The organism is Nocardioides campestrisoli (assembly GCF_013624435.2).
GTDB lineage: Bacteria > Actinomycetota > Actinomycetes > Propionibacteriales > Nocardioidaceae > Nocardioides > Nocardioides campestrisoli.
In genome coordinates this window covers 2754052-2781012 of sequence record NZ_CP061768.1, presented here as the reverse complement: position 1 = coordinate 2781012, position 26961 = coordinate 2754052, and the positions used below count along the sequence as shown (strand labels likewise).

Sequence of the window (26961 nt, the reverse complement as noted above, 5' to 3'; positions counted from 1 at the left end):
GGTCGTGCAACTGACGTGCAACGGCGGATGTCGGACTGCGACACTACTCGGCGTGGACAGCAGGGCTCAGGAGGGCGGTACCCGGTCTCGGCGGGGTCATGCGATCGGGCTGGCGCGGGTCAGCGGTGCCTCGATGCTCCCGGTGCTCGCGCCCGGGGACCGGATCCTGGTCCGGTACGGGGCGCGTGTCCGGCCCGGGGACCTGGTGGTGGCCACCCTGCCGGACGGGACGCTCGCGGTGAAGCGCGCCGTCTCCCGGCGGCCGTTGCGCGACGGCCGACCGGGCTGGTGGCTGCTGAGCGAGGACCCCACCGTCGGCGTGGACTCCCGGCACCGTGGGCCGGTGGGTGACGAGGCGGTGCACGGCGTGGTCCTGGCCCGGCTGTGGCCGCGCCCGCGGTGGGGGCGTGGCCGCTGAGACAGGCGGTGTGACGGACCCGGGTGGACACCTGCGTCGAGGTCGGAGTGGCACGTGAAAGAATCTTCATCATGGTTGCCACACCCGATCCAGCCCACCCGTTCCTCGGCGATCCGGTGTTCGACCTCCACGTAGGCGGCAAGCTCGAGACCGTCTCCACGGTCGAGCTCGACGGCCCCGAGGCCCTCTCCCTGGCCTACACCCCGGGCGTCGCCCGGGTGTGCGAGGCGATCGCCGAGGACCCGGCGATGACGCAGCACTACACCTGGGTCCCGAACACCGTCGCGGTCGTCACCGACGGCACCGCCGTCCTCGGGCTGGGAGACATCGGCCCCGCCGCGGCGATGCCGGTGATGGAGGGCAAGGCCGTGCTGTTCAAGCAGTTCGGCGGGGTCGACGCGGTCCCGATCTGCCTGGCGACCACCGACGTCGAGGAGATCATCGAGACCGTCGCCCGGCTGGCCCCCAGCTTCGGCGGGATCAACCTGGAGGACATCTCCGCCCCGCGCTGCTTCGAGATCGAGGACCGGCTCAAGGAGCTGCTCGACATCCCGGTCTTCCACGACGACCAGCACGGGACCGCGGTGGTGGCCCTGGCCGCCCTGAAGAACGCGCTGAAGCTCACCGGACGCTCCGCCCAGGGGACCCGGGTGGTCATCTCCGGCGCCGGCGCGGCCGGCGTCGCGGTGGCTCGCATCCTGCTCGAGGCCGGCATCGAGGACCTCGCGATCGTCGACCGCCAGGGCGTGCTCAACTCCGAGCGCGCCGACCTCACCCCGGTCAAGGCCGCCCTGGCCCGCGACACCGCGGACCGCTTCGGGCGCACGGGCACGCTCGCCGAGGTCATGCAGGGGGCCGACGTCTACATCGGCGTCTCCGGCGGCACGGTGCCCGAGGAGGTCGTGGCGACGATGGCCGACGACGCGATCATCTTCGGCCTGGCCAACCCGCACCCGGAGGTCCACCCCGAGGTGGCGCACCGGCACGCGAAGGTGGTCGCCACGGGCAGGTCCGACTTCCCGAACCAGATCAACAACGTGCTGGCCTTCCCCGGCATCTTCCGGGGAGCGTTCGACGTCCACGCCACGGCGATCACCGAGGGCATGAAGCTCGCCGCGGCCGAGGCGCTCGCCGCCCTGGTCGGCGACGAGCTGGCGCCGGACCTGATCATCCCCTCGCCCTTCGACCCCCGGGTCGGGCCGGCGGTGTGCGCGGCCGTCTCCGCGGCCGCACGTCGTGACGGGGTCGCCCGGCGCTGACGGCCGGGCGGCGGGACGCCCGCGTGGCGTGGGTCGCGGAACGGGTGACGAAGGCCACGGGTAATCTCGAAGCATGTTCGCCGTCTACGCCGAGTCCTTCGCCCCCCGCGACGCCGCGGACCCCCTCGCCGGCCTGGTGCTGGGGGAACGCCCCGACCCGGAGGTGCCGGAGGGCTGGACGACGGTCACCGTGCGCGCCGCGTCGCTGAACCACCACGACCTCTGGTCGCTGCAGGGTGTGGGGCTGCGCCAGGAGGCGCTGCCGATGATCCTCGGCTGCGACGCCGCGGGCATCGACGAGGACGGCAACGAGGTCGTCGTGCACGCGGTGATCAGCGATCCCTCGTGGGCCGGGGACGAGACCCTGGACCCGCGCCGTTCGCTGCTCTCGGAGCGCTACCAGGGGACCTTCGCCGAGAAGGTGGCCGTGCCGCGCCGCAACGTGGTGCCCAAGCCCGCGTCGCTCTCCTTCGAGGAGGCCGCCTGCCTGCCCACCGCCTGGCTGACCGCCTACCGAATGCTCTTCACCCGCGGCGACCTCAAGGCCGGCGACTCCGTGCTGGTCCAGGGTGCCGGTGGCGGGGTCGCCACCGCCCTGATCATCCTGGCCCGGGCCGCGGGCCTGCGGGTGCTGGCCACCTCGCGCGAGGAGACCAAGCGCGCCCGGGCGCTGGAGATCGGCGCCCACGAGGTCTTCGAGTCCGGTGCCCGGCTCCCGGGCAAGGTGGACGCGGTGATGGAGACGGTCGGCCGGGCGACCTGGTCGCACTCGATCCGCGCGCTGCGTCCCGGCGGCAAGATCGTCATCAGCGGGACCACCAGTGGCCCGCAGCTCGACGACGCCGAGCTGACCCGGATCTTCTTCCTGCAGCTCCAGGTGATCGGCTCGACGATGGGGACGCGGGCGGAGCTCGCCTCCCTGCTCTCGCTGCTCGACGCCACCGGGACCAAGCCGCTGGTCGACCGCACCGTGCCCATGGAGAAGGCCCGCGACGCGTTCGAGGCGATGTCGCGCGGTGACCTGTTCGGCAAGGTCGTCCTGACTCGATGACCGTGCGCACCCACCTGCTCACCGGGGGCGGCTCGGGGATCGGTCGCGCGCTGGCGCAGCGGCTGCACGCACGCGGAGACCGCCTCGTCCTGCTGGCCCGTAGCCCGGAGCGCGCCGCCGAGCTCGGCGCGGAGCTGCCCGGCTCGACCTGCCTCGTCGTCGACCTCGCCGACCCGGCGGCGGTGACCGCCGCCGGCCCCGAGCTTGCCGGGCTCGGCCCGCTGGACTCGGTGGTGCACTGCGCCGGCGTGGTCGAGCTCGCGCGGGTCTCCGAGCTCGACGACCGGGCCTGGGCAGAGCAGCTCCAGGTCAACCTCACCGCCCCGGTGATGCTCACCCGGGCGCTGCTCCCCGCCCTGCGCGCGACCCGCGGCACCGTGGTGCTGGTCAGCTCCACCGCGGTGCGCTCGGGCAACCCCCGCTGGTCGGCGTACGCCGCGGCCAAGGCCGGCCTGGGCTCGTTCGCGGAGGCCCTGCGTGCCGAGGAGGCCGAGCACGGCGTGCGCGTGAGCACCGTCTACCCCAGCCGGACCGCGACCCCCATGCAGGAGCTCGTGCACGACCAGGAGGGTCGCCCCTACGACGCCTCCGCGTTCCTGCGACCCGAGTCGGTGGCGGCCTCCCTCTGCCACGTGCTCGACCTGCCCGCCGACGCGACCGTCACGGACCTGACCGTGCGGACCGCGCCCTCACCCACGACGGCCTAGCCGGCCGCCCAGACGATCCCCCTCCCCCCGAACCAAGGACCCTCCCCATGATCTCCCTGCACCCCTCCCTCCAGCCGGTCTACGCCGAGGTCCTGCACCGCAACCCCGGGGAGATGGAGTTCCACCAGGCCGTGCACGAAGTCCTCGAGAGCCTGACCCCGGTGGTGCGCAGACGCCCGGAGTACGTGGAGGCCTCGATCATCGAGCGGATCTGCGAGCCCGAGCGGCAGATCATCTTCCGGGTGCCGTGGGTCGACGACCAGGGCGTCGTGCGGATCAACCGGGGCTTCCGGGTGGAGTTCAACTCCGCCCTCGGCCCGTACAAGGGTGGGCTGCGCTTCCACCCGAGCGTCTACCTGGGCATCGTGAAGTTCCTCGGGTTCGAGCAGATCTTCAAGAACGCCCTCACCGGCATGCCGATCGGCGGCGGGAAGGGCGGCTCCGACTTCGACCCCAAGGGCCGCTCCGACCGGGAGATCATGCGGTTCTGCCAGTCCTTCATGACCGAGCTCTACCGGCACCTGGGGGAGTACACCGACGTCCCCGCCGGTGACACCGGCGTCGGCGGGCGGGAGATCGGCTACCTGTTCGGCCAGTACAAGCGGATCACCAACCGCTACGAGTCCGGCGTGCTCACCGGCAAGGGAGTCACCTGGGGCGGATCGCTGGCCCGGACCGAGGCCACGGGCTACGGCACGGTCTTCTTCGTCGACCAGATGCTGCGCGCGCGGGGCTCGGCGTTCGACGGCAAGCGGGTCGTCGTCTCCGGCTCCGGCAACGTGGCCATCTACGCGGTGCAGAAGGCCTACCAGCTCGGCGGCACCGTGGTCGCGGTCTCTGACTCCGGCGGCTACGTGGTGGAGGAGAGCGGCATCGACTTCGAGCTGCTGCGCGAGGTCAAGGAGGTCCGCCGCGGCCGGATCAAGGAGTACGCCGAGGAGCGGGGCTCCACGGCGCGCTACATCGAGGACGGGTCCATCTGGGACGTGCCCTGCGACATCGCCCTCCCGTGCGCGACGCAGAACGAGCTCGACGTCGACGGCGCCCGCGCGCTGGCCGGGAACGGCGTGCAGGTGGTCGGGGAGGGTGCCAACATGCCCACCACGCCCGGTGCGGTCGACCTGCTCCGCTCGGCCGGCGTGCTCTTCGCCCCGGGCAAGGCGGCCAACGCCGGCGGGGTCGCGACCAGTGCCCTGGAGATGCAGCAGAACGCCTCCCGGGACCGCTGGTCCTTCGAGTACACCGAGGAGCGGCTCGCCGACATCATGGCCGGCATCCACGAGCGCTGCCTGACCACCGCCGAAGAGTACGGCGTGCCCGGGGACTACGTCGCCGGGGCCAACATCTCCGGGTTCTGCCAGGTGGCGGACGCGATGCTGGCGATGGGCGTCATCTAGGCGAAGGCGACCGAGAAGTCGCGCAGCCGGAAGGAGACCATCGGGGAACGGCCCGCCAGCCACCCCAGGCGTCCTTCCGGCTCGAACGACCAGCTGGCCAGGCAGGGGCTCGTCCGCGCCGAGCCGCGGATGGTCGCCACCCGGACCCGGGACGTCCCGGTCGGTTGCCGGGTGCTGCCCCGCAGCGGCACGCGGGGCGCCAGCGCCGAGGCGTCCAGGAACTCCGCAGCCAGCACCGGGCCCCGCTTCTCCTCGACGCGCCAGGCGGTCCGGTGGACCGGGCCGAGACCACCGGGGGAGCGGGTGAAGGTGCCCAGCTCCTTGGGCAGCCCCCACAGGCCACGACCGCCCTCGCGCGACTCCGCGGAGTCGACGAGGAGGTCACGGACCGTCAGGGCCAGGCCCCAGCCCGACGCCAGGGCGCCGCGGTCGTCGGCCCGGCGGGCCACCACGAGCTCGGAGTAGCTCAGGGTGCCGCCGGGCCGGTACGCCACGAGGGCGACGGCGTAGAGCCCGTGGGGCCCACCCGGGGGCTGTGCCCGGAAGAGCGAGCCCCACAGGTCGCCGTACAGCTGCCACGGGGGTGACGGAAAGGCCATCGGCGGTCGACTCCCCTCAGTCGTCGTCGGGGTCGTCCTCGCGTGCCAGCCAGGTGGCGAACCGCTCCACCGCGGTCTCGAACTCCGGATGCACGTCGACGAACTGCTGCAGGCGGTCCGCGACCCACGCCAGGGTGACCTCCTCGTCACCCCGGCGCCGCTCCAGCTCCTCGATCCCGCGGTCGGTGAAGTACATCGCGGCTCAGTAGTCGGACGCGACCTGGTCGGTGGCCGGCGCGAACGCGTGACCGATCAGGTTCTTCTGCTCCTCGGTGTGCCGCTTGAGCGTGCCCACCGACGGCGAGGCGGAGGCTTCCCGGGTGACCGGCTCCACGTCGACGTCCAGCTCCGGCCACACGTTGAGCGCGTAGTGCGGCCACGGGCCCATGTTGCGGGGCTCGTCCTGGACCCAGCGCACCTTCTTGAGGTTGGGGTACTTGGCGATCTCCGCCTTGATGTCCTCGACCGGGCGCGGGTAGAGCTGCTCGACCCGGCCGATCGCGAACTTCGCCCCGTCCTCGCGCTTGCGCCGCTCCACGACCAGGTCCCAGGTCACCCGGCCCGAGCAGAGCAGCAGGGTCTCGACGGCGGCCGGGTCGGCCTCGTCGTCCCCGATGAACGGCCGGAAGGTGCCCTCGGTGAAGTCGCTCGGCTGGGAGGCGGCCTCCTTGCGCTTGAGCATCGACTTCGGGGTGAAGACGATCAGCGGACGGTGCTCCTCACCCAGCGAGTGGGTGCGCAGCAGGTGGAAGTGCGAAGCGGGGGTGGAGGGCTGGGCCACCACCATCGCGTCCTCGGCGCACATGGTGAGGAAGCGCTCGATCCGGGCCGAGGAGTGGTCCGGGCCCTGGCCCTCGTAGCCGTGCGGCAGCAGCAGCACGACGCCGGACTGCTGGCGCCACTTGGTCTCACCGGCGCTGATGAACTCGTCGATCACGGTCTGGGCGCCGTTGACGAAGTCGCCGAACTGGGCCTCCCACAGCACCAGCGTGTCGGGACGCGCCACGGAGTAGCCGTACTCGAAGCCGAGGGCGGCGTACTCGGAGAGCAGCGAGTCGTAGACGTAGAACTTCGCCTGGTCCTCGCTGAGGTTGGTCAGCGGGGTCCACTCGTCGGCGTTCTTGCGGTCGATGATCGTGGCGAACCGCTGCACGAAGGTGCCGCGCCGCGAGTCCTGGCCGGCGAGGCGGACCGGACGGCCGTCCATCAGCAGGGAGCCGAAGGCGAGGATCTCACCGGTGCCCCAGTCGATCGGGCCGTCGGTGATCGCGGCCGCGCGCCGCTGGAGCTGCGGCATCACCTTCGGGTGGACGGTGAAGCCCTCCGGCGGGGTGATGTAGGCGTCCGAGATCCGCTTGAGCACGTCGGGGGAGATCGCCGTGGTCCGTGCCCCGGCCGACTTCTCCGGGTAGTCGGGGACGGTCGTCCACTCCGAGGGGGTGGAGCTCGCCTCCCGGACCTCGGTGAAGACCCGCTCCAGCTGCTGCTGGTAGTCGCGCAGGACCTGCTCGGCCTCCTCCAGGGTGATGTCGCCCCGGCCGATCAGCGACTCGGTGTAGAGCTTGCGCACCGAGCGCTTCTGCTCGATCAGGTCGTACATCAGCGGCTGGGTGTACGACGGGTCGTCGCCCTCGTTGTGCCCGCGCCGGCGGTAGCAGACGAGGTCGATGACGACGTCCTTGTGGAAGGCCTGGCGGTACTCGAAGGCGAGCCGGGCCACCCGGATGCACGCCTCGGGGTCGTCGCCGTTGACGTGGAAGATCGGGGCCTGCACCATCCGGGCGACGTCCGTGGCGTAGAGCGACGAGCGCGATGCGCCGGGCGAGGTGGTGAACCCGACCTGGTTGTTGACCACGACGTGCACGGTGCCGCCGGTGCGGTAGCCGCGCAGCTGCGAGAGGTTGAGCGTCTCGGCGACCACACCCTGGCCGGCGAACGCGGCGTCGCCGTGCACCAGCAGGGGCAGCACCGGGTACTCGGCGCCGCGGTCCAGCACGTCCTGCTTGGCCCGGGCGATGCCCTCCAGGACCGGGTCGACGGCCTCGAGGTGCGAGGGGTTGGCCGCCACGGAGACCTTGATGGTGTCGCCGCGCCCGGAGACGAACTCGCCCTCGGCGCCGAGGTGGTACTTGACGTCGCCGGAGCCCTGGACCGTCCGGGGGTCGATGTTGCCCTCGAACTCACGGAAGATCTGGGAGTAGCTCTTGCCGACGATGTTGGCCAGCACGTTGAGCCGGCCGCGGTGGGCCATGCCGATGGTGACCTCGTCCAGCGAGGCCTCGGCGGCCGCCTCGCAGATCTCGTCGATCAGCGGGATGGTGGTCTCGCCGCCCTCGAGGGAGAAGCGCTTCTGCCCGACGAACTTGGTCTGCAGGAAGGTCTCGAAGGCCTCCGCCTGGTTGAGCTTGAGCAGGATGCGCAGCTGCTCCTCGCGCGGGGTCTTGGTGTGCGGCTGCTCCACGCGCTGCTGGATCCACCGGCGCTGCTCGGGATCCATGATGTGCATGTACTCGATGCCGATGGTGCGGCAGTAGGAGTCGCGCAGGATGCCGAGGATGTCGCGCAGCTTCATGAACCGGCGGCCCTCGCCACCGAACGAGCCGGTGGCGAACTCGCGGTCGAGGTCCCACAGGGTCAGCCCGTGCGACTCGATCTCGAGGTCGGGGTGCGAGCGCTGCCGGTACTCCAGCGGGTCGGTGTCGGCCATCATGTGGCCGCGCACCCGGTAGGCGTGGATCAGCTCGAGGATCCGGGCCTGCTTGCTGATGTCCTCGTCGTGCGAGGTGGCGATGTCGGAGGACCAGCGGATCGGCTCGTACGGGATGCGCAGCGAGCGGAAGATCTCGTCGTAGAACCCGTCGCCGCCCAGCAGCAGGGAGTGCAGGCGCTTGAGGAACTCACCCGACTGCGCACCCTGGATCACCCGGTGGTCGTAGGTGGAGGTCAGGGTCATCACCTTGCTGATCGCGTTGCGCGCGATCGCCTCGGCCGAGGCGCCCTGCCACTCCGGCGGGTACTCCATCGCGCCGACGCCGATGATGGCGCCCTGGCCCTTCATCAGCCGCGGGACGGAGTGGCTGGTGCCGATGCCGCCGGGGTTGGTCAGCGAGATCGTGGTGCCCTGGAAGTCGGTGACGCCGAGCTTGCCGTCGCGAGCCTTGCGAACGATCTCCTCGTAGGCGGTCCAGAAGCCCGCGAAGTCCATCGACTCGGCGGCCTTGATCGAGGGCACCAGGAGCTGGCGGCTGCCGTCCTTCTTGGGGACGTCGATGGCCAGGCCGAGGTTGATGTGCGCCGGGGTGATGAGGTTCGGCTTGCCGTCGACCACGTCGAAGCCGACGTTCATCTCCGGCATCGCCTTGACCGCCTGCACCATGGCGTAGCCGATGAGGTGGGTGAAGGAGACCTTGCCGCCGCGCGCCCTGGCCAGGTGGTTGTTGATGACGGTGCGGTTGTCCCACAGGAGCTTGACCGGCACCGAGCGGACCGAGGTCGCGGTGGGCACGGTGAGGGAGGCGTCCATGTTCTGGGCGGTCCGCGCCGGGGCGCCGCGCAGCACCGTGTAGGTGGGCTCGTCGCTGGCCTGGGCCGGCGCGGGCGGACGCGCGTCCTTGGCGACCGGCTTGTCCTTGCCCGTGGCCGGCTCGGCGGCCGCCGCGGCGGGCCGGGGCGTCGCCTTCGGGGTCGGGGCGGCGGACCCGTTGCCGGTGGGTGCGGGCTTGGCCGGCGCGGACTGCTGGGCGGGGGCGGCCTGCTTGGCCGGGGCGGACTCCTGCTTCACCGCCTGCTGTGCCGCCGGCTTGGCCGCGGGGGTCTGCGCCGCCGAGGACTGGCCGCTCACCGCCGCGTGATCCTTGAAGTAGTCGGACCAGGCAGGGCCGACACTGGCCGGGTCCTTCTGGTACTGCTCGTACATCTCTTGGACCAGCCACTCGTTGGCGCCGAAATCGGCGTCCGCGGAGGAGTTGGAGGACTGGTCAGAGCGTGGGGACTGCGGCACGGCTTGGTTCGCCTCTTCCGGGTAAGCGCGCGGTAACGGGATGAGTCCCGACAAGGCTAGACCCCCGCCCTCACAAATGCAGTGGCAAGGGTGGTCATTGGGGCAGGGTGTCCCCAGTGATGCTCATGACGGAGCCGCCGCAGACCCCGCCGTGCCGACCTGCCAGACCTGCCAGACCTGAAGGACACCGTCCCGTGCCACGTCCCGTTCTCACTCGCGCCCCCCGCCGCACCCGGGCTCGCACCCGGTCGCGCGCGGGCCTGCGCGCGGTCGCCCTCGTCCTCCCGCTCGCCCTGGTCCTGGGCGCCTGCTCGGGCGACGACGAGCCCGCGGCCGACCCGTCGCCCTCGCCGACCGGCGACACCGCCACCGAGGCGCAGGAGGAGGTCGTCCCCAGCAAGCACCTGCTCGGCCAGGTGGTCGGGCGGCTGCCCCGGAAGGGTCGCGAGCGGCTGCTGCGTCGGGTCACCCCGGTGGTCGACCAGTGGCTGGACGAGGGGTTCGTCGCCGGCACCTTCCCCCGGGAGGTGACCGGGGCGTGGGCGGGCTTCACCCCAGGCGCGGCCCGGTCGGCCCGGCAGGAGCGCGGGCTGACCAGCCTGGCCGGTCTCTCCGAGCGGATCGACGGGGTCGAGGTCACCAGGCGTGCCGTCCGGTACGTCGTCCTGGCACCCGGCGGCCGGGCGGCCGGGGTGACCGCCCGGATCACCCTGGACCTGCACACCTCCGGCGAGGTGGAGACGAAGGTGTCGGTGCGCGGCCGGCTCTTCCTCACCCCGGTGCGCGCGGGCGGGCGCCAGGAGTGGAAGGTCTTCGGCTACGACCTGACCCGGGGCCGGCGATGAGCGCGCGGCGGTGGGTCCGTGCCCTGCGGCTCGCGCTGCTGGCCGGCGTCCTGGCGGTGGTGGGCCTGGTGGTGCCCGACTCCACGGTCGCGCCCACGGAGGTGGCCCTGGTGAAGGTGAAGCGGGCCCAGGGGGTGGACCTGAGCCCCGACGTGGTCTGGATCCTGGCCCTGGGCTCGGACGCCCGGCCGGGACAGGTGATGACCCGGACCCGGGCCGACGCGATCCAGCTGGTCGGGATCAACTCCAGGACGGGGGCGGCCACCGCCATCGGCGTCCCCCGGGACGCCTGGGTCGACCTGCCCGGCTACGGCCGGAACCGGATCAACGCCGGCCTCGTCTACGGCGGCCCGCAGCTGATGGCCGCGGCCATGCGCAACCTCAGCGGGGTGGAGGCCGACTACGTGATGGTCACCCGGTTCCCGTTCTTCGAGGACATGGTCGACGACATCGGCGGCATCACCGTGGTCAACCCGCGCCGCTTCGCCGACCCGAACCTGAAGAAGGAGGGCTTCGCCCGCGGCCGGATCCGACTGGGCGGCTACGACGCGATGGCCTTCAGCCGGATCCGCAAGGGGCTGGTGGACGGCGACTTCGGTCGCTCGGCCAACCAGCAGCGGACCCTGCGCGGCATCCACGCCAAGATCGTCGCCTCCAAGGACCGGCCCGGGTTCCTGGAGCGCGGGGTGATGACGGTGCTGCAGCACACCGCGACCGACGCGGGTCCGGTGGAGCTCTTCCGGATCGCCCAGGCGGTGGCTCAGGTCGACGGCCGGAAGATCACCACCTGCGTGGTCCCGGGCCGGCTCGGCACGGCCGGCGCCGCGAGCGTGGTCTTCCCGGACGTGGCGGCGGCCCGGCGCTGGGGGAGGCAGGCGGGGCGGGATGCCACCCTCGCGCGCTGCTGAGACCCGCCCGGACAACGGCAGCGGCCCCGACCGATGGTCGGGGCCTCTGGCCTGATCGTGCCTCCGGCAGGATTCGAACCTGCGGCACCTGGTACCGGAAACCAGTGCTCTATCCCCTGAGCTACGGAGGCAGCGCATCACTACGTTGCGAGTGGGGAGACTACCTGTCGAACCTGCCGGAGTGGAAACCGGGCCCCGCAGATACCCTAGTCAGGTGACCCCTGACCAACTCTCCACCATCATCGTCGACGCGCTCAAGGCCCTGGTGGCCGAGGGGGCGGTGACCCTGCCCGACGACGTTCCCGGGACGGTCACGGTGGAGCGACCACGTCAGCAGGGTCACGGCGACTACGCCACCAACGTCGCGCTCCAGCTGGCCAAGAAGGCGGGCACGAACCCGCGGGCGTTCGGCGAGCTGCTGGCCGAGCGGCTGCGGCAGGTCGACGGGATCGACGCGGTCGAGGTCGCCGGCCCCGGCTTCCTCAACATCACCGTCGGTGCCGCTGCCCAGGGCATCATCGCGGCCCGGGTGGTCGCCGGCGGCGAGCGCTACGGCACCACCGACACCCTCGCCGGGCAGAAGATCAACGTCGAGTTCATCTCGGCCAACCCGACCGGTCCGCTGCACCTGGGACACACCCGCTGGGCGGTGCTCGGGGACGCGATCGGCCGGGTGCTGGCCGCGGCCGGCGCCGAGGTGACGCGCGAGTTCTACATCAACGACCGCGGCGTGCAGATGAACCACTTCGCGGCCTCGATCATCGCCGCGGCGCTCGGCGAGCCCACGCCGCAGGACGGGTACGCCGGCGCCTACATCCAGGACCTGGCCCGCAAGGTCGGCGAGGCCCAGCCCGGGATCTTCGAGCTGCCCGCCGACGAACGGCTCGCGGCGGTGCGGGAGAAGGGCTACGAGCTCCAGCTCAAGGAGCAGCAGGACCAGGTGGCCCTGTTCAACACCCACTTCGACGTCTGGTTCTCCGAGCGCAGCCTGCACGACGGCGGCGAGGTGCCCGAGACCCTGGCGCGGCTCAAGGGCCTGGGCCACGTCTTCGAGGACGGCGGCGCGCTGTGGATGCGCACCACGGACTTCGGCGACGACAAGGACCGGGTGCTGATCAAGTCCGACGGCGAGCTGACCTACTTCGCCTCCGACACCGCCTACTACCTGAACAAGCGGGCCCGCGGCTTCGACCACTGCATCTACCTGCTCGGCGCCGACCACCACGGCTACGTGGGCCGGCTCCGGGCGATGGCCGCCTGCGTGGGCGACGACCCCGACCTGACGCTCGACGTGATGATCGGGCAGATGGTGAAGATCCTGCGCGACGGCGAGGAGATGCGCCTCTCCAAGCGGGCGGGCACGATCGTCACGCTCACCGAGCTGGCCGAGGAGATCGGCGTCGACGCGCTGCGCTACTCCCTGGCCCGCTACCCGGCCGACAGCCCGCTGACCCTCGACGTCGCGGAGATCACCCGGGCCTCGGCGGACAACCCGGTCTACTACGTGCAGTACGGCCACGCACGGACCTGCCGGATGATGGAGAACGCCGGCGAGCTCGGGATGAGCCTGCCCGAGGACCCGACCGAGGGGTTCGATCCCTCGCTGCTCAGCCACGAGTACGAGGGCCGGCTGCTGCGGGCCCTGGCCGAGTTCCCGCGCGTGGTGGCCAGCGCTGCCGAGCTCCGTGAGCCGCACCGGGTCGCGCGCTACCTCGAGGACACCACCTCGGTCTTCAACAAGTGGTACGACACCCGCGAGTGCCGGATGCTGCCCCAGGGCGACGAGCCGGCCGGTCCGGTCAACCAGGCGCGCCTGGTGCTGGTGGCCGCCACCCGCACGGTGCTCGCCAACGGTCTGGGACTGCTCGGGGTGTCCGCTCCGGAGCGGATGTGAGCACCACCCACCAGGCCGGGTGGGCGCACGCCGCCGGTGCCCTGCGGGGTCCCTCGTGGTTGCGCGAGCCCGCTGACCCCAACGCCCTGGTGCCGCTCCTGTGGTCCGGCTCGGCGCGCAAGGTCGACGGCGTCCTGGAGGTCGGGGGAGTCCGGCTGACCGACCTGGTCGCCGAGCACGGCAGCCCGGCGTACGTCCTGGACGAGGCGGACTTCCGGGCACGTGCCCGGGCGTTCCGCGACGCGTTCGACGACTTCGACGTCTTCTACGCCGGCAAGGCGTTCCTCAGCACCGCCGTGGCCCGGTGGGTCGCCGAGGAGGGGCTGTGCCTGGACGTGTGCAGCGCCGGCGAGCTGCTGGTCGCCGAGCGGGCCGGCTTCGACATGGCCCGGGTGGGATACCACGGCAACAACAAGTCGACGGCCGAGCTGGCCCGGGCCATCGAGCTCGGCGTGGGCCGGATCATCGTCGACTCCTTCGACGAGCTCGAGCGGCTCGTCCGGCTGGCCGCCGACCACGACGGCGACCCGGTGCGCCTGATGGTCCGGGTCACCGCCGGTGTGGAGGCGCACACCCACGAGTACATCGCCACCGCGCACGAGGACCAGAAGTTCGGCTTCTCGATCACCTCCGGCGACGCCCTGGAGGCGGTACGCCGCGTGCTCGCCGCCCCGGGCCTGGAGCTGCTGGGCCTGCACTCGCACATCGGTAGCCAGATCTTCGACTCCTCCGGGTTCGAGGTCGCCGCCCGCCGGGTGCTCGCGCTGCACGCGACCGTGGCCCGGGAGCTCGGCGTGGCGATGCCGGAGATGGACCTCGGTGGCGGCTTCGGCATCGCCTACACCACCCAGGACGACCCGGCCGAGCCGAGCCGGCTGGCCGCGGAGATGCGGGCGATCGTCGACCACGAGTGCCGCGCCCTCGGGGTCGAGGCCCCCCGGCTCTCCATCGAGCCGGGCCGCGCGATCGTGGGTCCGTCCATGTGCACCGTCTACACCGTGGGCACGGTCAAGGAGGTCACCCTCGACGGTGGCGCCCGCCGGACCTACGTGAGCGTCGACGGCGGGATGAGCGACAACATCCGCACCGCGCTCTACGACGCCGACTACTCCTGCACGCTGGCCAGCCGCGAGTCGACTGCTCCAGGCCGTCTGTCCCGGGTGGTCGGCAAGCACTGCGAGGCCGGCGACATCGTGGTCAAGGACGAGTTCCTGCCCGCCGACGTGGCTCCCGGCGACCTGGTGGCGGTCCCCGCCACGGGCGCCTACTGCCGCTCCCTGGCCTCCAACTACAACCATGCGCTGCGGCCCCCGGTGGTCGCGGTCCGAGACGGCGCGTCCCGCGTCGTCGTACGACGTGAGACTGAGGACGACCTGTTGGCAACCGACGTGGGTGACGAATGAGCGACAAGCCGCTGAACGTGGCGCTCCTGGGCTGCGGCTCGGTGGGCTCCCAGGTGGTCCGACTGCTGACCGAGCAGGCCGACGACCTCGAGGCCCGGGTGGGTGCACCGGTCAGGCTGGTCGGCGTCGCCGTCCGGCGCCTGGACGCCCCGCGTGAGGTGGAGGTGCCCGAGGGGCTGCTCACCACCGACGCGGAGTCGCTGGTGGCGCGCGAGGACGTCGACGTGGTGGTCGAGGTGATCGGCGGCATCGAGCCCGCCCGCTCGCTGATCCTGCGGGCCCTCGAGCATGGCGCCTCGGTGGTGAGCGCCAACAAGGCGCTGCTCGCCGAGGACGGTCCCACGCTCTTCGAGGCGGCGGGCAAGGCCTCGCGCGACCTCTACTACGAGGCGGCCGTGGCCGGCGCGATCCCGATCCTGCGGCCCCTGCGCGAGTCGCTGGCCGGTGACCGGGTGACCCGGGTGCTGGGCATCGTCAACGGCACCACCAACTTCATCCTGGACAAGATGGACACCTCCGGCGCCGGGTTCTCCGAGGCGCTGGAGGAGGCCCAGGAGCTGGGGTATGCCGAGGCCGACCCGACGGCCGACGTCGAGGGGTTCGACGCCGCGGCCAAGGCCGCGATCCTGGCCAGCCTCGCCTTCCACACCCGGGTGACCGCCTCCGACGTGTACCGCGAGGGGATCTCCGAGGTCACCGCGGCGGACGTCGCCTCGGCCCGCGACATGGGCGCCGTGGTCAAGCTGCTGGCGATCGCCGAGCTCTCCGACGAGCGGGTCTCGGTGCGGGTGCACCCGGCGATGATCCCGCGCAGCCACCCGCTGGCCAGCGTGCGCGAGGCCTACAACGCCGTCTTCGTGGAGTCGCAGGCCGCCGGCCAGCTGATGTTCTACGGCCCGGGCGCGGGTGGGGCTCCCACCGCCTCGGCGGTCCTCGGCGACCTGGTCACGGTGGCCCGCAACCGGCTCACCGGCACCACGGGCGCGGGGGAGTCGGCGTACGCCGAGCGCGAGGTGCGGCCGATGGGCGAGACCACGACCCGCTACCACGTGGCGATCGACGTCGACGACCGCGCGGGCGTGCTGGCCGAGGTGGCCCAGGCGTTCGCCGCGCACGACGTCTCGATCCAGACGGTGCGCCAGGAGGGCCGCGGCGCCGACGCGCAGCTCGTGGTCGTCTCGCACCAGGCCACGGACGCACAGCTGGCGGCGACCGTCGACCGGCTCAGGCAGATGGAGATCGTCCGCGACGTCACCTCGGTGATGCGGGTGGAAGGAGACGCGGAGTGAGTGCCCACCAGTGGCGAGGCGTGATCGAGGAGTACCGCGAGCTGCTCGACATCCCGGCCGGGACGCCGGCCGTCACCCTGGGGGAGGGCGGCACCCCCCTGGTGGACTCCCAGTGGCTCTCCGGCCTCACCGGGGGACAGGTCTGGCTCAAGGTCGAGGGTGACAACCCCACCGGCTCCTTCAAGGACCGCGGCATGACCACCGCCATCTCGGTCGCCAAGCACGAGGGCGCCGAGGCCGTGGTCTGCGCCTCCACCGGCAACACGTCGGCCTCGATGGCCGCCTACGCCGCCAAGGCCGGCCTCAAGCCGCTGGTGCTGGTGCCGGAGGGCAAGATCTCGCGCGGCAAGATGGCGCAGGCGATCATGCACGGGGCGCAGGTGATCATGGTCCGCGGCAACTTCGACGACTGCCTGCGGCTCTCCCGCGGTCTGGCCGAGGAGTACCCGGTGGCCCTGGTCAACTCGGTCAACCCGGTGCGGCTCGAGGGCCAGAAGACCGCGTCGTTCGAGATCGTCGACCGGCTCGGCGACGCGCCGGACGTGCACCTGCTGCCGGTCGGCAACGCCGGCAACATCTCCGCGTACTGGCTGGGCTACCGCCAGTACGCCGAGCGCGGGGTCAGCACCCGCAAGCCGGTCATGCGCGCCTTCCAGGCCGAAGGGGCGGCGCCGCTGGTGACGGGCGAGCCCTTCCCCCACCCGGAGACCCTGGCCACCGCGATCCGGATCGGCAACCCCGCCTCCTGGAAGCTGGCCGTGGCCGCGGCGCAGGAGTCCGGCGGCCGGTTCGCCTCGCTGACCGACGAGCAGATCCTCTCCGCGCAGCGCGAGCTCGCACGCCGCGACGGCGTCTTCGTGGAGCCCGCCTCCGCGGTCGGCGTGGCCGGGATGCTGCAGGAGCTGGAGCAGGGTGAGTCCTACCGCGGCAAGACCGTGGTGATCACCGTGACCGGGCACGGCCTCAAGGACACCGACACCGCCCTGGAGGGGCTGGGCCCGGTGGTGGACACGGTGGTTGACGCCGACGTCCTCGCCGCCGCCTCGGCAGCCGGACTGGTCTGAGGGTGGCCACCTTCGTGCCGGGGCCGGTCGCGGTGACCGTCCCCGCGACCTCGGCCAACCTCGGGCCCGGGTTCGACACCCTCGGACTGGCGCTGTCGCTGCGCGACGACCTGGTCGGAGAGGTCACCGAGGGTGGTCTCCGCGTGGAGGTCCACGGCGAGGGCAGCGACGGGGTCCCGCGCGACGAGAGCCACCTGGTGGTCCGGGCGATGCGGATCGCCTTCGACGCGATGCGGGCCGACCCGCCCGGCCTCGCGCTGTCGTGCCGCAACGAGATCCCGCACGCCCGCGGCCTCGGCTCGTCCTCGGCCGCGATCGTCGGGGGCCTGGTGCTGGCCAGGGCGCTGGTGGCCGGCGGTGCGCTGCTGCTCGACGACGACGCACTCCTGACGCTGGCCGCGGACCTGGAGGGACATCCCGACAACGTGGCGCCCGCCCTGTTCGGCGGCTTCACGATCGCGGGGGCAGAGGGCGACCGGTGGTTCGCGGTGCCCGCGCCGGTGGACCCGCGGATCACCACCGTGGCGTACGTGCCGTCGGCCCCGGTCTCCACCGAGGCCGCCAGGGGGCTGCTGCCCGCCGTGGTGAGCCACGCCGACGCCGCCCGGAACGCGGGCCGTGCCGCACTCCTGGTGGCGGCGCTCGCGGGACGTCCCGAGAGCCTGCTGCCGGCCACCGAGGACCGGCTGCACCAGGACCAGCGGGAGCCCGCGATGCCGGAGTCCCTGGCCCTGGTCCGCGCTCTGCGCGCGACCGGGATCCCCGCGGTGGTCTCCGGAGCAGGGCCCACCGTGCTCGCCCTGACCGACGCCGCCTCGGTGCCGGAGCTGCTCGCCCGGTGCCCGGCCGGCTGGCGCGCCTGGCACCTCGAGGTCGACCAGCGCGGCGCTCGCGTCCTCGGCAGCTGAAGGAGTGGTAGCGTGAGCGCGCGCCACTCGGCGTACGCACCGACCGTGGACTCAACATCCCGGGTGCACCCCCTCCACGTCCAGCACCGCGCGGCTTTCCGCCGGGGCGGGCGAGGGGCCCACGAGACGCCCACGGCACGGGCCGTGCGGCACTGACACTGGGTAGGACCTCACGTGAGCGAAACCACCGACTCGACCCTCCCGGCCGGGACCCCCTCGCAGGACGCGCCGAAGAAGCGCGCGGGGAGCCTGAACGGGATGCTCCTGGCCGACCTGAAGGCGATGGCCGAGGCCCTGGGGATCGCCGGCGCCGCAGGCATGCGGAAGGCGCAGCTCGTCGAGGCGATCCGCGCACTGCAGGCCGGCGTGAGCGCGCGGGGATCCGCCGCCGCCCAGACCGCTCAGTCCGCTCAGTCCGCTGAGTCCACCCAGGCCCCCCAGTCCAGCAAGGCCGCCCCCCAGTCCGGTCCGTCCGGGGCAGGGGACCAGAGCAGCGACGCACCGGCGACAGCCTCGGCTCCGACCCGCGCGGCGAGAAGCCGCGCCCGGGCCACCCAGGAGGCTCCGGTGGAGCGCGCCGCCGAGCAGGGCCCGAGCAGGGGCGGCGATGCGCAGGAGCCCACCCGCCGGGAGCGGACGCGCCGGCGCGAGCAGCAGGACGCCTCGTCGGCGGACCGCACCGAGGACGGCGCCGCGCAGCGCCCGGGCCGCGAGCGGGCCGGCGAGTCGCGCCAGGCCGAGCAGAAGCAGGGCGACCAGAAGCAGTCGGAGCAGAAGCAGGCTCGGGAGAAGCAGGCCGACAAGCAGGCCGACAAGCAGGGCGAGAAGCACGGCGACCGGGAGAAGCAGGGCGGCCAGAAGCAGGGCGACCGGGACAAGCAGGGCGACCGCGACAAGCAGGGCGACAAGGGCGGGCGTACCCGTCAGGACCCCCAGGAGAAGCGGTCCCGTCCCGAGCACGACCAGCACGACCAGCACGACTCCCGCGACGACCTCGGCGACGACGAGCTCGGCAGCCGCCGCAACCGTCGCCGGCGCGGACGTGAGCGGAGCGCCACGGGTCGCCCCGGCCGCGGGAGCGAGCCCGACACCACGATCCTCGAGGACGACGTCCTGGTGCCCGCCGCGGGCATCCTGGACGTCCTGGAGAACTACGCGTTCGTCCGCACCAGCGGGTACCTGCCCGGCGCCGACGACGTCTACCTGTCGCTGTCGATGGTGCGCAAGTACGGCCTGCGCCGCGGTGACGCCATCGTCGGGCAGGTGCGGCAGCCCCGGGAGGGGGAGCGCCGGGAGAAGTTCAACCCGATGGTCCGGATCGACACCGTCAACGGCGCGGACCCGGAGGCCTCCCGCGACCGGCCCGAGTTCGGTGCCTTCGTCCCCGTGCACCCCGAGGACCGGCTCCGCCTGGAGACCGGCCCCGAGGACCTGCTGGGCCGGGCCATCGACCTGCTCGCGCCGATCGGCAAGGGGCAGCGCGGGCTGATCCTCTCCCCGCCGCACGCCGGCAAGACCACGGTGGTGCAGTCCCTGGCCCGCTCGATCAGCACCAACAACCCCGAGTGCCACCTGATGGTGGTGCTGGTCGACGAGCGCCCCGAGGAGGTCACCGACTACCAGCGCTCGGTGAAGGGCGAGGTGATCGCCTCCACCTTCGACCGTCCCGCGACCGACCACACGATGCTGGCCGAGCTGGCCATCGAGCGCGCGCAGCGCCTGGTCGAGCTGGGGCACGACGTGGTCGTCCTGCTGGACTCCCTCACCGGCCTGGGCCGGGCCTACAACCTCGCGGCTCCCGCCAACGGCCGGGTGCTGGAGGGCGGGGTCGACGCCAGTGCGCTCTTCCCGCCGAAGCACTTCTTCGGGGCTGCGCGCAACGTCGAGGACGGCGGGTCGCTGACCATCCTGGCGACCGTGCTCGTCGAGACCGGCTCCCGCACCGACGAGGTGCTGCTCGAGGAGCTCGCCGGCACCGAGAACATGGAGCTGCACCTGCACCGTGCGCCGGCCCGCAAGGGACTCCTGCCCTCGATCGACCCGGTCCGCTCCGGCACCCGGCACGAGGACCGGCTGATGGGGGAGCAGGAGCTGGCGATCGTGTGGAAGCTGCGCCACCAGCTCGCCGAGCTCGACCAGCCCGAGGCCCTGGCCCTGCTGACCGAGCGACTGGGCTCCTCGCAGAACAACATCGACCTCCTCACCCGGGTGCAGAAGTCGTAGCCCTCCGGGGTGGAGAGACGGTCCGGACGTCGTCGTTTCGGCCCGCCGCAGGCGCGGAGCGCCTAGGCTGGGTCGGACATCCCTGCAGGAGGACCGAGAAGAGACATGGCACGCATTCTTGTCGCTGACGACGACGTCGACATCCGCGAGCTGGTGGAGTTCAAGCTCTCCACCCTCGGCCACGACGTGGTCGCCGTGGCCGACGGGGCCTCCGCGGTGGACGAGGTGCAGCGGCAGCGGCCGGACCTCGCCGTCCTGGACGTGATGATGCCGGGGATGTCCGGCCTGGACGCCGTCCGGGTCATCCGCAGCGACCCGGCGCTCTCCGACCTGCCGGTCATCCTGCTGACCGCGCGGGCCCAGGAGTCCGACGTGGAGACGGGCTTCGACTCCGGCGCGGACGACTACATCACCAAGCCGTTCAGCCCCCGCGAGCTCGCCTCGCGGGTGCAGGCCCTGCTTACCCGCACCCGCTGACCCACGCCCGCCGACCTTGCTTCTCCCCGGGGGAATGCCCTGATTTCCCCCGGCGTTGGCGAAGGTGGCACACTTGCACGTCGGTTCCGGTTCACGTGCCCGCACCAGGCGACACGACCCGGCGACCCCGAGAGGACACGGACATGAAGAAGGACATCCACCCGGCGTACGTCGAGACCCAGGTGACCTGCACCTGTGGCGCGACGTTCACCACCCGCAGCACTGCCACGTCCGGCAAGCTCCACGCCGACGTGTGCTCGCAGTGCCACCCGTTCTACACCGGCAAGCAGAAGATCCTCGACACCGGTGGCCGCGTGGCCCGGTTCGAGGCGCGCTACGCCAAGGCTGCCAAGAAGTAGCTGCTCTCCGGACGCCGGTCCCCACCGTGAGGTGGGTGGCCGGCGTTCGTCATTTCGTCGTCGGCACCAGGTGAAGGAGCAACAGTGTTCGAGGCAGTCCAAGGCCTCGTCGAGGAGCACGCACAGCTGGAGGAGCAGCTCGGCGCGCCCGAGACGCACGCGGACCAGCGGCTGGCCAAGCGGCTCAACCAGCGCTACGCGGAGCTGTCCTCGGTGATCAGCGCCTGGCGCGACTGGAACCGGTTGGGCGAGGACGTCGTCGCGGCCCGCGAGCTCGCGACGCAGGACCCGGACTTCGCCGCCGAGGCCGACGAGCTGGAGGACCGGAGGCTCGCCGCCGAGGAGCGGCTGCGCAGGCTGCTGGTCCCGCGTGACCCCGCCGACGCCAAGGACGCGATCCTCGAGGTGAAGTCGGGGGAGGGCGGCGAGGAGTCGGCGCTGTTCGCCGGGGACCTGCTGCGGATGTACACCCGCTTCGCGGAGCAGCGGGGGTGGCGCACCGAGATCCTGGACGCCACCGAGTCGGACCTGGGCGGCTACAAGTCGGTGACCGTGGCGGTCAAGGCGAAGGGCACGCCGGAGCCCGGCGAGGCGCCGTACGGGATGCTGAAGTTCGAGGGCGGCGTGCACCGGGTGCAGCGGATCCCCGTGACGGAGTCGCAGGGGCGGGTGCACACCTCCGCCGCCGGCGTCACCGTCTTCCCCGAGGCCGAGCAGGTCGACCTGGTCGTCGACGACAACGACCTGCGGATCGACGTCTTCCGCAGCTCGGGGCCCGGCGGTCAGAGCGTCAACACGACCGACTCCGCGGTGCGGATCACGCACGTGCCGACCGGGATCGTGGTGAGCTGCCAGAACGAGAAGTCCCAGCTCCAGAACAAGGAGCAGGCGATGCGGATCCTGCGCTCGCGGCTGCTCGCCGCGGCCCAGGAGGAGGCCGACGCGGAGGCCAGCGCGGCCCGCCGTACGCAGGTGCGCACCGTCGACCGTTCCGAGCGGATCCGTACCTACAACTTCCCGGAGAACCGGATCAGCGACCACCGCACCGGCTACAAGGCGCACAACCTCGACCAGGTGCTCGACGGGGACCTCCTTCCGGTCCTGTCCAGCTCCCTGGACGCCGACCTGGCGGCGCGCCTGGACGCGCTCGAGCAGTGAGCGCCGACCACGACGGGGGAGTCAGCGCACGCAGCCTGCGTCGCAGCGCCGGCGCGCGGCTGTCCCGGGCCGGCGTGGCCAGCCCCGAGCGCGACGTCGACGAGCTGCTGGCCTCGGTGCTCGGCCTCTCCCTGGGGCAGCTCCCGCTGGCCGAGGAGGTGAGCGCGGACCAGGTGGCGCGCTTCGAGGAGCTGCTCGCGCGGCGCGAGGCGCGTGAGCCGCTGCAGCACCTGCTGGGCACCGCGGCGTTCCGCTACGTCGAGCTCGAGGTGGGGCCCGGGGTCTTCGTGCCGCGGCCCGAGACCGAGCTGCTGGCCGGCTGGGCCGTCGACCAAGCACGCGCCGTCGAGGCGGAGCACGGACGCGGTGCGGTCGTGGTCGACCTGTGCACGGGGTCCGGGGCGATCGCCCGGGCGGTGGCGCACGAGGTCCCCTCCGCCCGCGTGCACGCCGTCGAGCTGGACCCGGCCGCGCTCCGGTGGGCGGCGCGCAACCTCGCCGAGACCGGCGTCGACCTGCGCCAGGGCGACATGGGGGAGGCCTTCGACGACCTGCTCGGCGAGGTCGACGTGGTGGTCTGCAACCCGCCGTACATCCCCCTGGAGGCGTGGGAGTCGGTGGCCCCCGAGGCCCGGGACCACGACCCCCACCTGGCCCTCTTCTCGGGCGCCGACGGACTGGACGCCTTCCGGGTGCTGGAGCGGCGCGCCGCCCGGCTGCTCCGTCCGGGAGGGGTGGTGGGTGCCGAGCACGCCGACGCCCAGGGCGAGAGCGCGCCGGCCGTCTTCGCCGGCACCGGGCGCTGGTCGCAGGTGCGCGACCACCAGGACCTGGCCGGGCGTCCGCGCTATGTGACGGCGCGACTGGCACGATGAGCACCATGCGATTCCCGACCTCCACCGACCAGGCTCGCGAGGAGGCGGTCGAGGCGGCCAGTCTGGCGGTCCGGCGTGGCGACCTGGTCGTGATCCCCACCGACACCGTGTACGGCGTCGGGGCGGACGCCTTCGACGAGGCGGCGGTGCGCGCCCTGCTCGCGGCCAAGGGCCGCGGCCGGGAGAAGCCACCCCCGGTCCTGGTCAGCAGCCCGACCACCCTGCAGGCGCTCGCCAGCCGCGTCTCGCCGTACGCCCAGGCGCTCGTCGACGCGTTCTGGCCGGGGCCGCTCACCCTGGTCTGCCACCAGCAGCCGTCGCTGCAGTGGGACCTGGGGGAGACCCGCGGCACGGTCGCGGTCCGGATGCCCGACGACCCGGTGGCCCTGGCGGTGCTGGAGCGCACCGGTCCACTGGCGGTGAGCTCGGCCAACCTGACCGGTGAGCCGGCGGCGCGCGACGCCGACGAGGCGGAGCGGATGCTGGGCGAGAAGGTCGCGGTGGTCGTGGACGCCGGGCGCACCGCGGGCGCCGCGCCCTCGACCATCGTCGACGTCACCGGGCCCCGTCCGGTGGTGCTGCGCTGGGGTGCCCTGGGTGCCGACGAGCTCAACGTCGTCCTCGAGCCGCTCGGTCTGGCGGTCGCCTCGCCGGAGCAGGTCACCGAGCCGGTGCAGCCCCAGCAGCAGACCCCCGAGCCGGAGCAGCCCCAGGAGCCGGGCGCCCCGGCCGAGCGAGACGGAGACTGATGCGCGAGTACCTGCTGGTCTTCCTGGTCGCCGCGGCGAGCACCTACCTGCTCACCGTGATCGCCCGGGAGATCGCCCTGCGCACCGGCGCCGTGGCGGCCGTGCGCGACCGCGACGTGCACGCCGAGCCGATCCCCTACCTGGGCGGTCTGGCCATGCTCGGCGGGCTGGTCGCGGCGTACCTGGTCGCGCGCGAGCTCCCGTTCCTCTCCCGCAGCGACCCCTTCGTCTTCCGCGACGCCGCCGTCGTGCTGGCCGCGGGCGCACTGATCTGCGCCGTGGGTGTCCTCGACGACATCTTCGACATCGACGCCCTCACCAAGCTCGGCGGCCAGGTGCTGGCCGCGGGACTGCTCGTCTACTTCGGCGTGAAGTTCTACTTCCTCCCCGACTCCGGCGGGGGCCAGCTCATCCTGGACCCGGCGCAGGGAGCGTTGATGACGGTGGTGGTGGTGATCGCCACCGTCAACGCCGTCAACTTCGTCGACGGCCTGGACGGCCTGGCCTCGGGCGTGGTCGGCATCGGCGCGTGCGCCTTCTTCCTCTTCTGCTACCAGCTCTCCGACATCAACGGGGTCACCCTGGCCACCACCGGCGCCCTGCTCAGCGCTGCGCTGGCGGGGGCGTGCGCGGGGTTCCTGCCGCACAACTTCAACCCCGCCCGGCTGTTCATGGGCGACAGCGGGTCGATGCTGATCGGGCTGGTCCTCTCGGCCAGCGCGCTGACCCTGACCGGGCAGTTCGACGGCACGGAGGTGACGATCGGGCGTGACGGGACGGCAGCCGGCTGGGTGGTGATGTTCCCGCTGCTGCTCCCGGTGTCCCTGCTGCTGGTGCCGATGGCCGACCTGGTGCTGGCCGTCGTACGCCGCACCCGCGCCGGCCGGTCGCCGTTCGCCCCGGACAAGCAGCACCTGCACCACCGCCTCCTGGAGATCGGTCACTCGCAGCGTCGCGCCGTCTTCATCATGTGGACCTGGGCGGCCCTGCTGGGCTTCGGGGGCGTCGTCGCCACCCTCTACTCGGGTCCGGCGGTCTGGGCGGGGCTCCTGGTGGCCACCCTGCTCGCGGTCGGGCTCACCTTCCTGCTGCCCAACGTCCGCGCGAGCGTGCTGGAGCCGACCGGCGCGGACGGAGCCGTGCCGGACGCCGGGGTGCCGGACGCTGCCGTGCCGGACGATGTGGTGTCGGAGGGCGGGGCGCCGGACGGTGCCGCACCCGAGGGCGTCGAGGCGCAGGACCCCGTACCTCCCGACGGCCCCCTGCCCGACCAGTCCTGAGCCCGGGGCGGGCGGCGATGGAGCGTCGATGGAGCGTCGACCAGCGCCGGTACCGCAGATTTCGGCCACCCGGAGCCCTTGTGATAGTTTTCACGAGCGCTCGGACCTGGTCCGGACGCCCTTCTGACTGACCTCCACAGGAACGGCCGCCACATGTCGACCGAGACGACGCAGGACCATCGGGACCCCGGTCTCGCAGTCCTGCTCGCGGCGGCTCTCGCCGCGGTCGGTGTCGGTCTGCTCGCCGTGGCCGCGGCCGCCGTGGTCGATGGTCGTCCCGCCGCCCTCGGCGCTGCGGTCGGAGCGGGAGCGGTGCTCACCGTCCTCGTGTTCGGCTCGTTCGCCGTGCACGTCGTGGCGCAGGCGATGCCCTCGGCCTCTCTGCTGGTGGCCATCCTCACCTACGGGCTCCAGATCGTCGCGCTGACCGCGGTCATGACGTCGCTGGACCGCAATGGCAGCCTGGGGGAGACGGTGTCCGGCGGATGGCTGGTGGTCGGTGTGGTCGCCATCACCCTGGCCTGGGTGATCGCCCAGGTCTGGTTCGGCGCCCGCGCCCGGATCCCGGCCTACGACCTCCGCGAGCCGGCGACCGACGACCGGCAGGAGGCGGGTGCGAGGTGACGTCTCTCGACTGCTATTGTCCGGATCGCGATGGCTCAAGAAGACACCCCCAAGAGCCGCGCCGAGGAACCGAGCGGACCGCCGAGCCAGGACCCCTGGCGGGCGTTCAGCTATGTGCTCACCGGCGTGATGTTCTACGGACTGGTGGGTTGGGGCCTCGACCGGTGGTGGGGAACCACGTACCTGGTCGGCATCGGCATCGTCGTGGGAGCGGTCCTGGGTCTGTACCTGACCTGGAAGGCCTTCGCGGCGCCCGGTGCGCAGGACCAGAAGGACACGAAGTGAATTCAGCAGCGCGGCAGACACAGGAGACAGCGTGAGTGCGATCGCGATGAACGCGATTCCGACCGAGGGGTTCACTCCTCCGGGCCCGGGCGACTTCAACCTCCCCCCGATCGGTTACACCCAGGAGAACGCTCCGACGTTCAACTTCCTGGGCGAGACGATGTACTGGGGCGTCACCAAGCCGATGCTGCAGCTCGCGCTGTCCGTCGTGGTGATCTTCGCCTTCTTCTACTACGCCTCGCGGAAGCGGGCGATGGTCCCCGGCAAGCTCCAGTTCGTCGGTGAGATGGGCTACGGGATGGTCCGCAACAGCCTCGCCCGGGACAACATCGGCAGCCACGACTTCATGCGGTTCGTGCCGTTCCTGGTCTCGCTGTTCTTCTTCATCCTGGTCAACAACTACTTCGGGCTGATCCCCTTCATCCAGTTCCCCTCGATGTCGCGGATCGGCATCGCCGCCACCCTGGCCGTCATCGCCTGGGGCGTCTACAACTGGGTGGGCGTGCGCAAGCACGGGTTCCTCGGATACCTCAAGCTGCAGACGGTGCCCAGCGGCATGAAGGGCCCCGTCCTGGCGCTGCTGATCCCCCTGGAGTTCTTCTCCAACATCCTGGTCCGCCCGGTCACGCTGGCTCTGCGTCTGTTCGCGAACATGTTCGCGGGCCACATCCTGCTGCTGCTGTTCGCCCTCGGCGGCGAGTACCTCATCGCCGAGATGGGCGGCATGTACATCGGCGCGGGCATCCTCTCGTTCGCCATGTTCATGGTCATCTGCGTCCTCGAGATGCTGGTCATGTTCCTGCAGGCCTACGTCTTCGTCCTGCTGACGTCGATGTACATCGCCGGCGCCCTGGCCGACGAGCACTGATCCTCCAGACCCAGGTCCGGCTCGCCGGACCGGTAGAACCAACCGAACACCAACACACTCCCAAACCTGGGAACTACGAAAGGAAGAAGCCGTGGGTGGCTCTCTCAACATGCTCGGTTACGGCGTCGCGACGATCGGTCCCGGTCTCGCCGTCGGCCTGATCTTCGCCGCGTACATCAACGGTGTGGCCCGCCAGCCCGAGGCTCAGGGTCGCCTGCAGCCGATCGCCATCCTGGGCTTCGCCCTCGCGGAGGCGCTGGCCATCATCGGCATCGCCCTCGCCTTCGTGCTCAGCTGACGCTGACCACACCGTTAACCGAC

At 72.1% G+C, this 26961-nt stretch carries 26 protein-coding genes and 1 tRNA gene; 23 read left to right on the top strand and 4 right to left on the bottom strand.

Annotated elements, in window-relative coordinates; translation table 11 throughout:
• The first annotated feature begins 52 nt into the window (after window positions 1–52).
• The 5 genes from H8838_RS13050 to gdhA all read left to right on the top strand — a co-directional run bounded on the left by H8838_RS13050 (window position 53) and on the right by gdhA (window position 4832).
• Window positions 53–418 (top strand): S24 family peptidase, encoded by a 366-nt coding sequence (locus H8838_RS13050; RefSeq protein WP_224766119.1) that lies wholly within the window; start codon window positions 53–55, stop codon window positions 416–418.
• A gap of 71 nt (window positions 419–489) precedes the next feature.
• Window positions 490–1677, top strand: a complete 1188-nt coding sequence (locus H8838_RS13045) for an NAD(P)-dependent malic enzyme (protein ID WP_181312862.1) — start codon at window positions 490–492, stop codon at window positions 1675–1677.
• A gap of 73 nt (window positions 1678–1750) precedes the next feature.
• Window positions 1751–2728, top strand: coding sequence for a zinc-binding dehydrogenase (locus H8838_RS13040; RefSeq protein ID WP_185995810.1), 978 nt, complete (start codon window positions 1751–1753; stop codon window positions 2726–2728).
• Entirely contained in the window at window positions 2725–3435 is a 711-nt protein-coding gene (locus H8838_RS13035) for an SDR family oxidoreductase (protein ID WP_219924492.1), read from the top strand. Before H8838_RS13040 ends, H8838_RS13035 begins: the two co-directional genes overlap by 4 nt.
• A gap of 47 nt (window positions 3436–3482) precedes the next feature.
• Entirely contained in the window at window positions 3483–4832 is a 1350-nt protein-coding gene (gene gdhA / locus H8838_RS13030; protein WP_185995811.1) for an NADP-specific glutamate dehydrogenase, read from the top strand.
• Here gdhA and H8838_RS13025 read toward each other — a convergent pair.
• From H8838_RS13025 to H8838_RS13015, 3 genes are read right to left on the bottom strand one after another with little or no spacing between them, the layout of a single operon-like run.
• Complete coding sequence (locus H8838_RS13025; RefSeq protein WP_185995812.1) at window positions 4829–5431, bottom strand: hypothetical protein; 603 nt, start codon at window positions 5429–5431, stop codon at window positions 4829–4831. The genes gdhA and H8838_RS13025 overlap by 4 nt on opposite strands.
• A gap of 16 nt (window positions 5432–5447) precedes the next feature.
• Window positions 5448–5627 carry a DUF6104 family protein gene (locus H8838_RS13020; protein WP_181312858.1) on the bottom strand — a complete coding sequence of 60 codons (180 nt, stop codon included), beginning with the start codon at window positions 5625–5627 and terminating at the stop codon, window positions 5448–5450.
• Between the two features lie 6 nt (window positions 5628–5633).
• Window positions 5634–9431, bottom strand: a complete 3798-nt coding sequence (locus tag H8838_RS13015; RefSeq protein WP_181312857.1) for a multifunctional oxoglutarate decarboxylase/oxoglutarate dehydrogenase thiamine pyrophosphate-binding subunit/dihydrolipoyllysine-residue succinyltransferase subunit — start codon at window positions 9429–9431, stop codon at window positions 5634–5636.
• 194 nt (window positions 9432–9625) lie between these two features.
• Here H8838_RS13015 and H8838_RS13010 point away from each other — a divergent pair, with 194 nt between their 5' ends.
• Both H8838_RS13010 and H8838_RS13005 read left to right on the top strand, forming a co-directional pair.
• Window positions 9626–10276 carry a hypothetical protein gene (locus H8838_RS13010; RefSeq protein ID WP_181312856.1) on the top strand — a complete coding sequence of 217 codons (651 nt, stop codon included), beginning with the start codon at window positions 9626–9628 and terminating at the stop codon, window positions 10274–10276.
• Entirely contained in the window at window positions 10273–11184 is a 912-nt protein-coding gene (locus H8838_RS13005; RefSeq protein WP_185995813.1) for an LCP family protein, read from the top strand. The genes H8838_RS13010 and H8838_RS13005 overlap by 4 nt, the downstream gene beginning before the upstream one ends.
• A 58-nt stretch (window positions 11185–11242) precedes the next feature.
• Here the strand turns inward: H8838_RS13005 and H8838_RS13000 are convergent.
• Window positions 11243–11315: transfer RNA gene (locus H8838_RS13000), tRNA-Arg, on the bottom strand.
• Between the two features lie 83 nt (window positions 11316–11398).
• Between H8838_RS13000 and argS the strand changes: the two genes are divergently transcribed.
• The 16 genes from argS (at window position 11399) to H8838_RS12920 (ending at window position 26938) form a co-directional block, all read left to right on the top strand.
• Complete coding sequence (gene argS / locus H8838_RS12995) at window positions 11399–13078, top strand: arginine--tRNA ligase (RefSeq protein WP_185995814.1); 1680 nt, start codon at window positions 11399–11401, stop codon at window positions 13076–13078.
• The gene (lysA, locus tag H8838_RS12990; RefSeq protein ID WP_181312853.1) at window positions 13075–14481 is read left to right on the top strand and encodes a diaminopimelate decarboxylase; all 1407 of its coding nucleotides are present in this window, start codon (window positions 13075–13077) and stop codon (window positions 14479–14481) included. Before argS ends, lysA begins: the two co-directional genes overlap by 4 nt.
• A complete protein-coding gene (locus H8838_RS12985) occupies window positions 14478–15770 on the top strand; it encodes a homoserine dehydrogenase (protein WP_181312852.1) in 1293 nt (430 codons plus the stop codon). Before lysA ends, H8838_RS12985 begins: the two co-directional genes overlap by 4 nt.
• Window positions 15767–16834, top strand: coding sequence for a threonine synthase (thrC, locus tag H8838_RS12980; RefSeq protein ID WP_181312851.1), 1068 nt, complete (start codon window positions 15767–15769; stop codon window positions 16832–16834). The genes H8838_RS12985 and thrC overlap by 4 nt, the downstream gene beginning before the upstream one ends.
• A 2-nt stretch (window positions 16835–16836) precedes the next feature.
• Window positions 16837–17742 (top strand): homoserine kinase, encoded by a 906-nt coding sequence (gene thrB / locus H8838_RS12975; protein WP_181312850.1) that lies wholly within the window; start codon window positions 16837–16839, stop codon window positions 17740–17742.
• 174 nt (window positions 17743–17916) lie between these two features.
• Window positions 17917–19965, top strand: coding sequence for a transcription termination factor Rho (rho, locus tag H8838_RS12970; RefSeq protein ID WP_185995815.1), 2049 nt, complete (start codon window positions 17917–17919; stop codon window positions 19963–19965).
• Between the two features lie 105 nt (window positions 19966–20070).
• On the top strand, window positions 20071–20442 hold the full coding sequence (locus H8838_RS12965) for a response regulator transcription factor (RefSeq protein WP_181312848.1): 372 nt from the start codon (window positions 20071–20073) through the stop codon (window positions 20440–20442).
• 143 nt (window positions 20443–20585) lie between these two features.
• Entirely contained in the window at window positions 20586–20801 is a 216-nt protein-coding gene (rpmE, locus tag H8838_RS12960) for a 50S ribosomal protein L31 (protein ID WP_181312847.1), read from the top strand.
• A gap of 84 nt (window positions 20802–20885) precedes the next feature.
• Window positions 20886–21959, top strand: a complete 1074-nt coding sequence (prfA, locus tag H8838_RS12955) for a peptide chain release factor 1 (RefSeq protein WP_181312846.1) — start codon at window positions 20886–20888, stop codon at window positions 21957–21959.
• The gene (prmC, locus tag H8838_RS12950) at window positions 21956–22834 is read left to right on the top strand and encodes a peptide chain release factor N(5)-glutamine methyltransferase (protein WP_181312845.1); all 879 of its coding nucleotides are present in this window, start codon (window positions 21956–21958) and stop codon (window positions 22832–22834) included. Before prfA ends, prmC begins: the two co-directional genes overlap by 4 nt.
• 5 nt (window positions 22835–22839) lie before the next feature.
• On the top strand, window positions 22840–23583 hold the full coding sequence (locus H8838_RS12945; protein ID WP_224766118.1) for an L-threonylcarbamoyladenylate synthase: 744 nt from the start codon (window positions 22840–22842) through the stop codon (window positions 23581–23583).
• Entirely contained in the window at window positions 23583–24863 is a 1281-nt protein-coding gene (locus tag H8838_RS12940; protein ID WP_185995816.1) for a glycosyltransferase family 4 protein, read from the top strand. Before H8838_RS12945 ends, H8838_RS12940 begins: the two co-directional genes overlap by 1 nt.
• Window positions 24864–25016: 153 nt before the next feature.
• Entirely contained in the window at window positions 25017–25487 is a 471-nt protein-coding gene (locus tag H8838_RS12935; RefSeq protein WP_185995817.1) for a hypothetical protein, read from the top strand.
• A 30-nt stretch (window positions 25488–25517) separates the two neighbouring features.
• A complete protein-coding gene (locus tag H8838_RS12930) occupies window positions 25518–25772 on the top strand; it encodes an AtpZ/AtpI family protein (RefSeq protein ID WP_181312841.1) in 255 nt (84 codons plus the stop codon).
• A gap of 31 nt (window positions 25773–25803) precedes the next feature.
• The gene (gene atpB, locus H8838_RS12925) at window positions 25804–26640 is read left to right on the top strand and encodes a F0F1 ATP synthase subunit A (RefSeq protein ID WP_309136430.1); all 837 of its coding nucleotides are present in this window, start codon (window positions 25804–25806) and stop codon (window positions 26638–26640) included.
• Between the two features lie 91 nt (window positions 26641–26731).
• The gene (locus H8838_RS12920) at window positions 26732–26938 is read left to right on the top strand and encodes an ATP synthase F0 subunit C (protein ID WP_309136429.1); all 207 of its coding nucleotides are present in this window, start codon (window positions 26732–26734) and stop codon (window positions 26936–26938) included.
• The last annotated feature ends 23 nt before the right edge of the window (window positions 26939–26961 follow it).

Coding starts and splice junctions, on each gene's coding strand:
- H8838_RS13045 (WP_181312862.1), top strand. CDS start 490: ATGGTTGCCACACCCGATCCAGCCCACCCGTTCCTCGGCGATCCGGTG.
- H8838_RS13040 (WP_185995810.1), top strand. CDS start 1,751: ATGTTCGCCGTCTACGCCGAGTCCTTCGCCCCCCGCGACGCCGCGGAC.
- H8838_RS13035 (WP_219924492.1), top strand. CDS start 2,725: ATGACCGTGCGCACCCACCTGCTCACCGGGGGCGGCTCGGGGATCGGT.
- gdhA (WP_185995811.1), top strand. CDS start 3,483: ATGATCTCCCTGCACCCCTCCCTCCAGCCGGTCTACGCCGAGGTCCTG.
- H8838_RS13025 (WP_185995812.1), bottom strand. CDS start 5,431: ATGGCCTTTCCGTCACCCCCGTGGCAGCTGTACGGCGACCTGTGGGGC.
- H8838_RS13020 (WP_181312858.1), bottom strand. CDS start 5,627: ATGTACTTCACCGACCGCGGGATCGAGGAGCTGGAGCGGCGCCGGGGT.
- H8838_RS13005 (WP_185995813.1), top strand. CDS start 10,273: ATGAGCGCGCGGCGGTGGGTCCGTGCCCTGCGGCTCGCGCTGCTGGCC.
- H8838_RS12985 (WP_181312852.1), top strand. CDS start 14,478: ATGAGCGACAAGCCGCTGAACGTGGCGCTCCTGGGCTGCGGCTCGGTG.
- H8838_RS12965 (WP_181312848.1), top strand. CDS start 20,071: ATGGCACGCATTCTTGTCGCTGACGACGACGTCGACATCCGCGAGCTG.
- rpmE (WP_181312847.1), top strand. CDS start 20,586: ATGAAGAAGGACATCCACCCGGCGTACGTCGAGACCCAGGTGACCTGC.
- H8838_RS12945 (WP_224766118.1), top strand. CDS start 22,840: ATGCGATTCCCGACCTCCACCGACCAGGCTCGCGAGGAGGCGGTCGAG.
- H8838_RS12940 (WP_185995816.1), top strand. CDS start 23,583: ATGCGCGAGTACCTGCTGGTCTTCCTGGTCGCCGCGGCGAGCACCTAC.
- H8838_RS12935 (WP_185995817.1), top strand. CDS start 25,017: ATGTCGACCGAGACGACGCAGGACCATCGGGACCCCGGTCTCGCAGTC.
- H8838_RS12930 (WP_181312841.1), top strand. CDS start 25,518: ATGGCTCAAGAAGACACCCCCAAGAGCCGCGCCGAGGAACCGAGCGGA.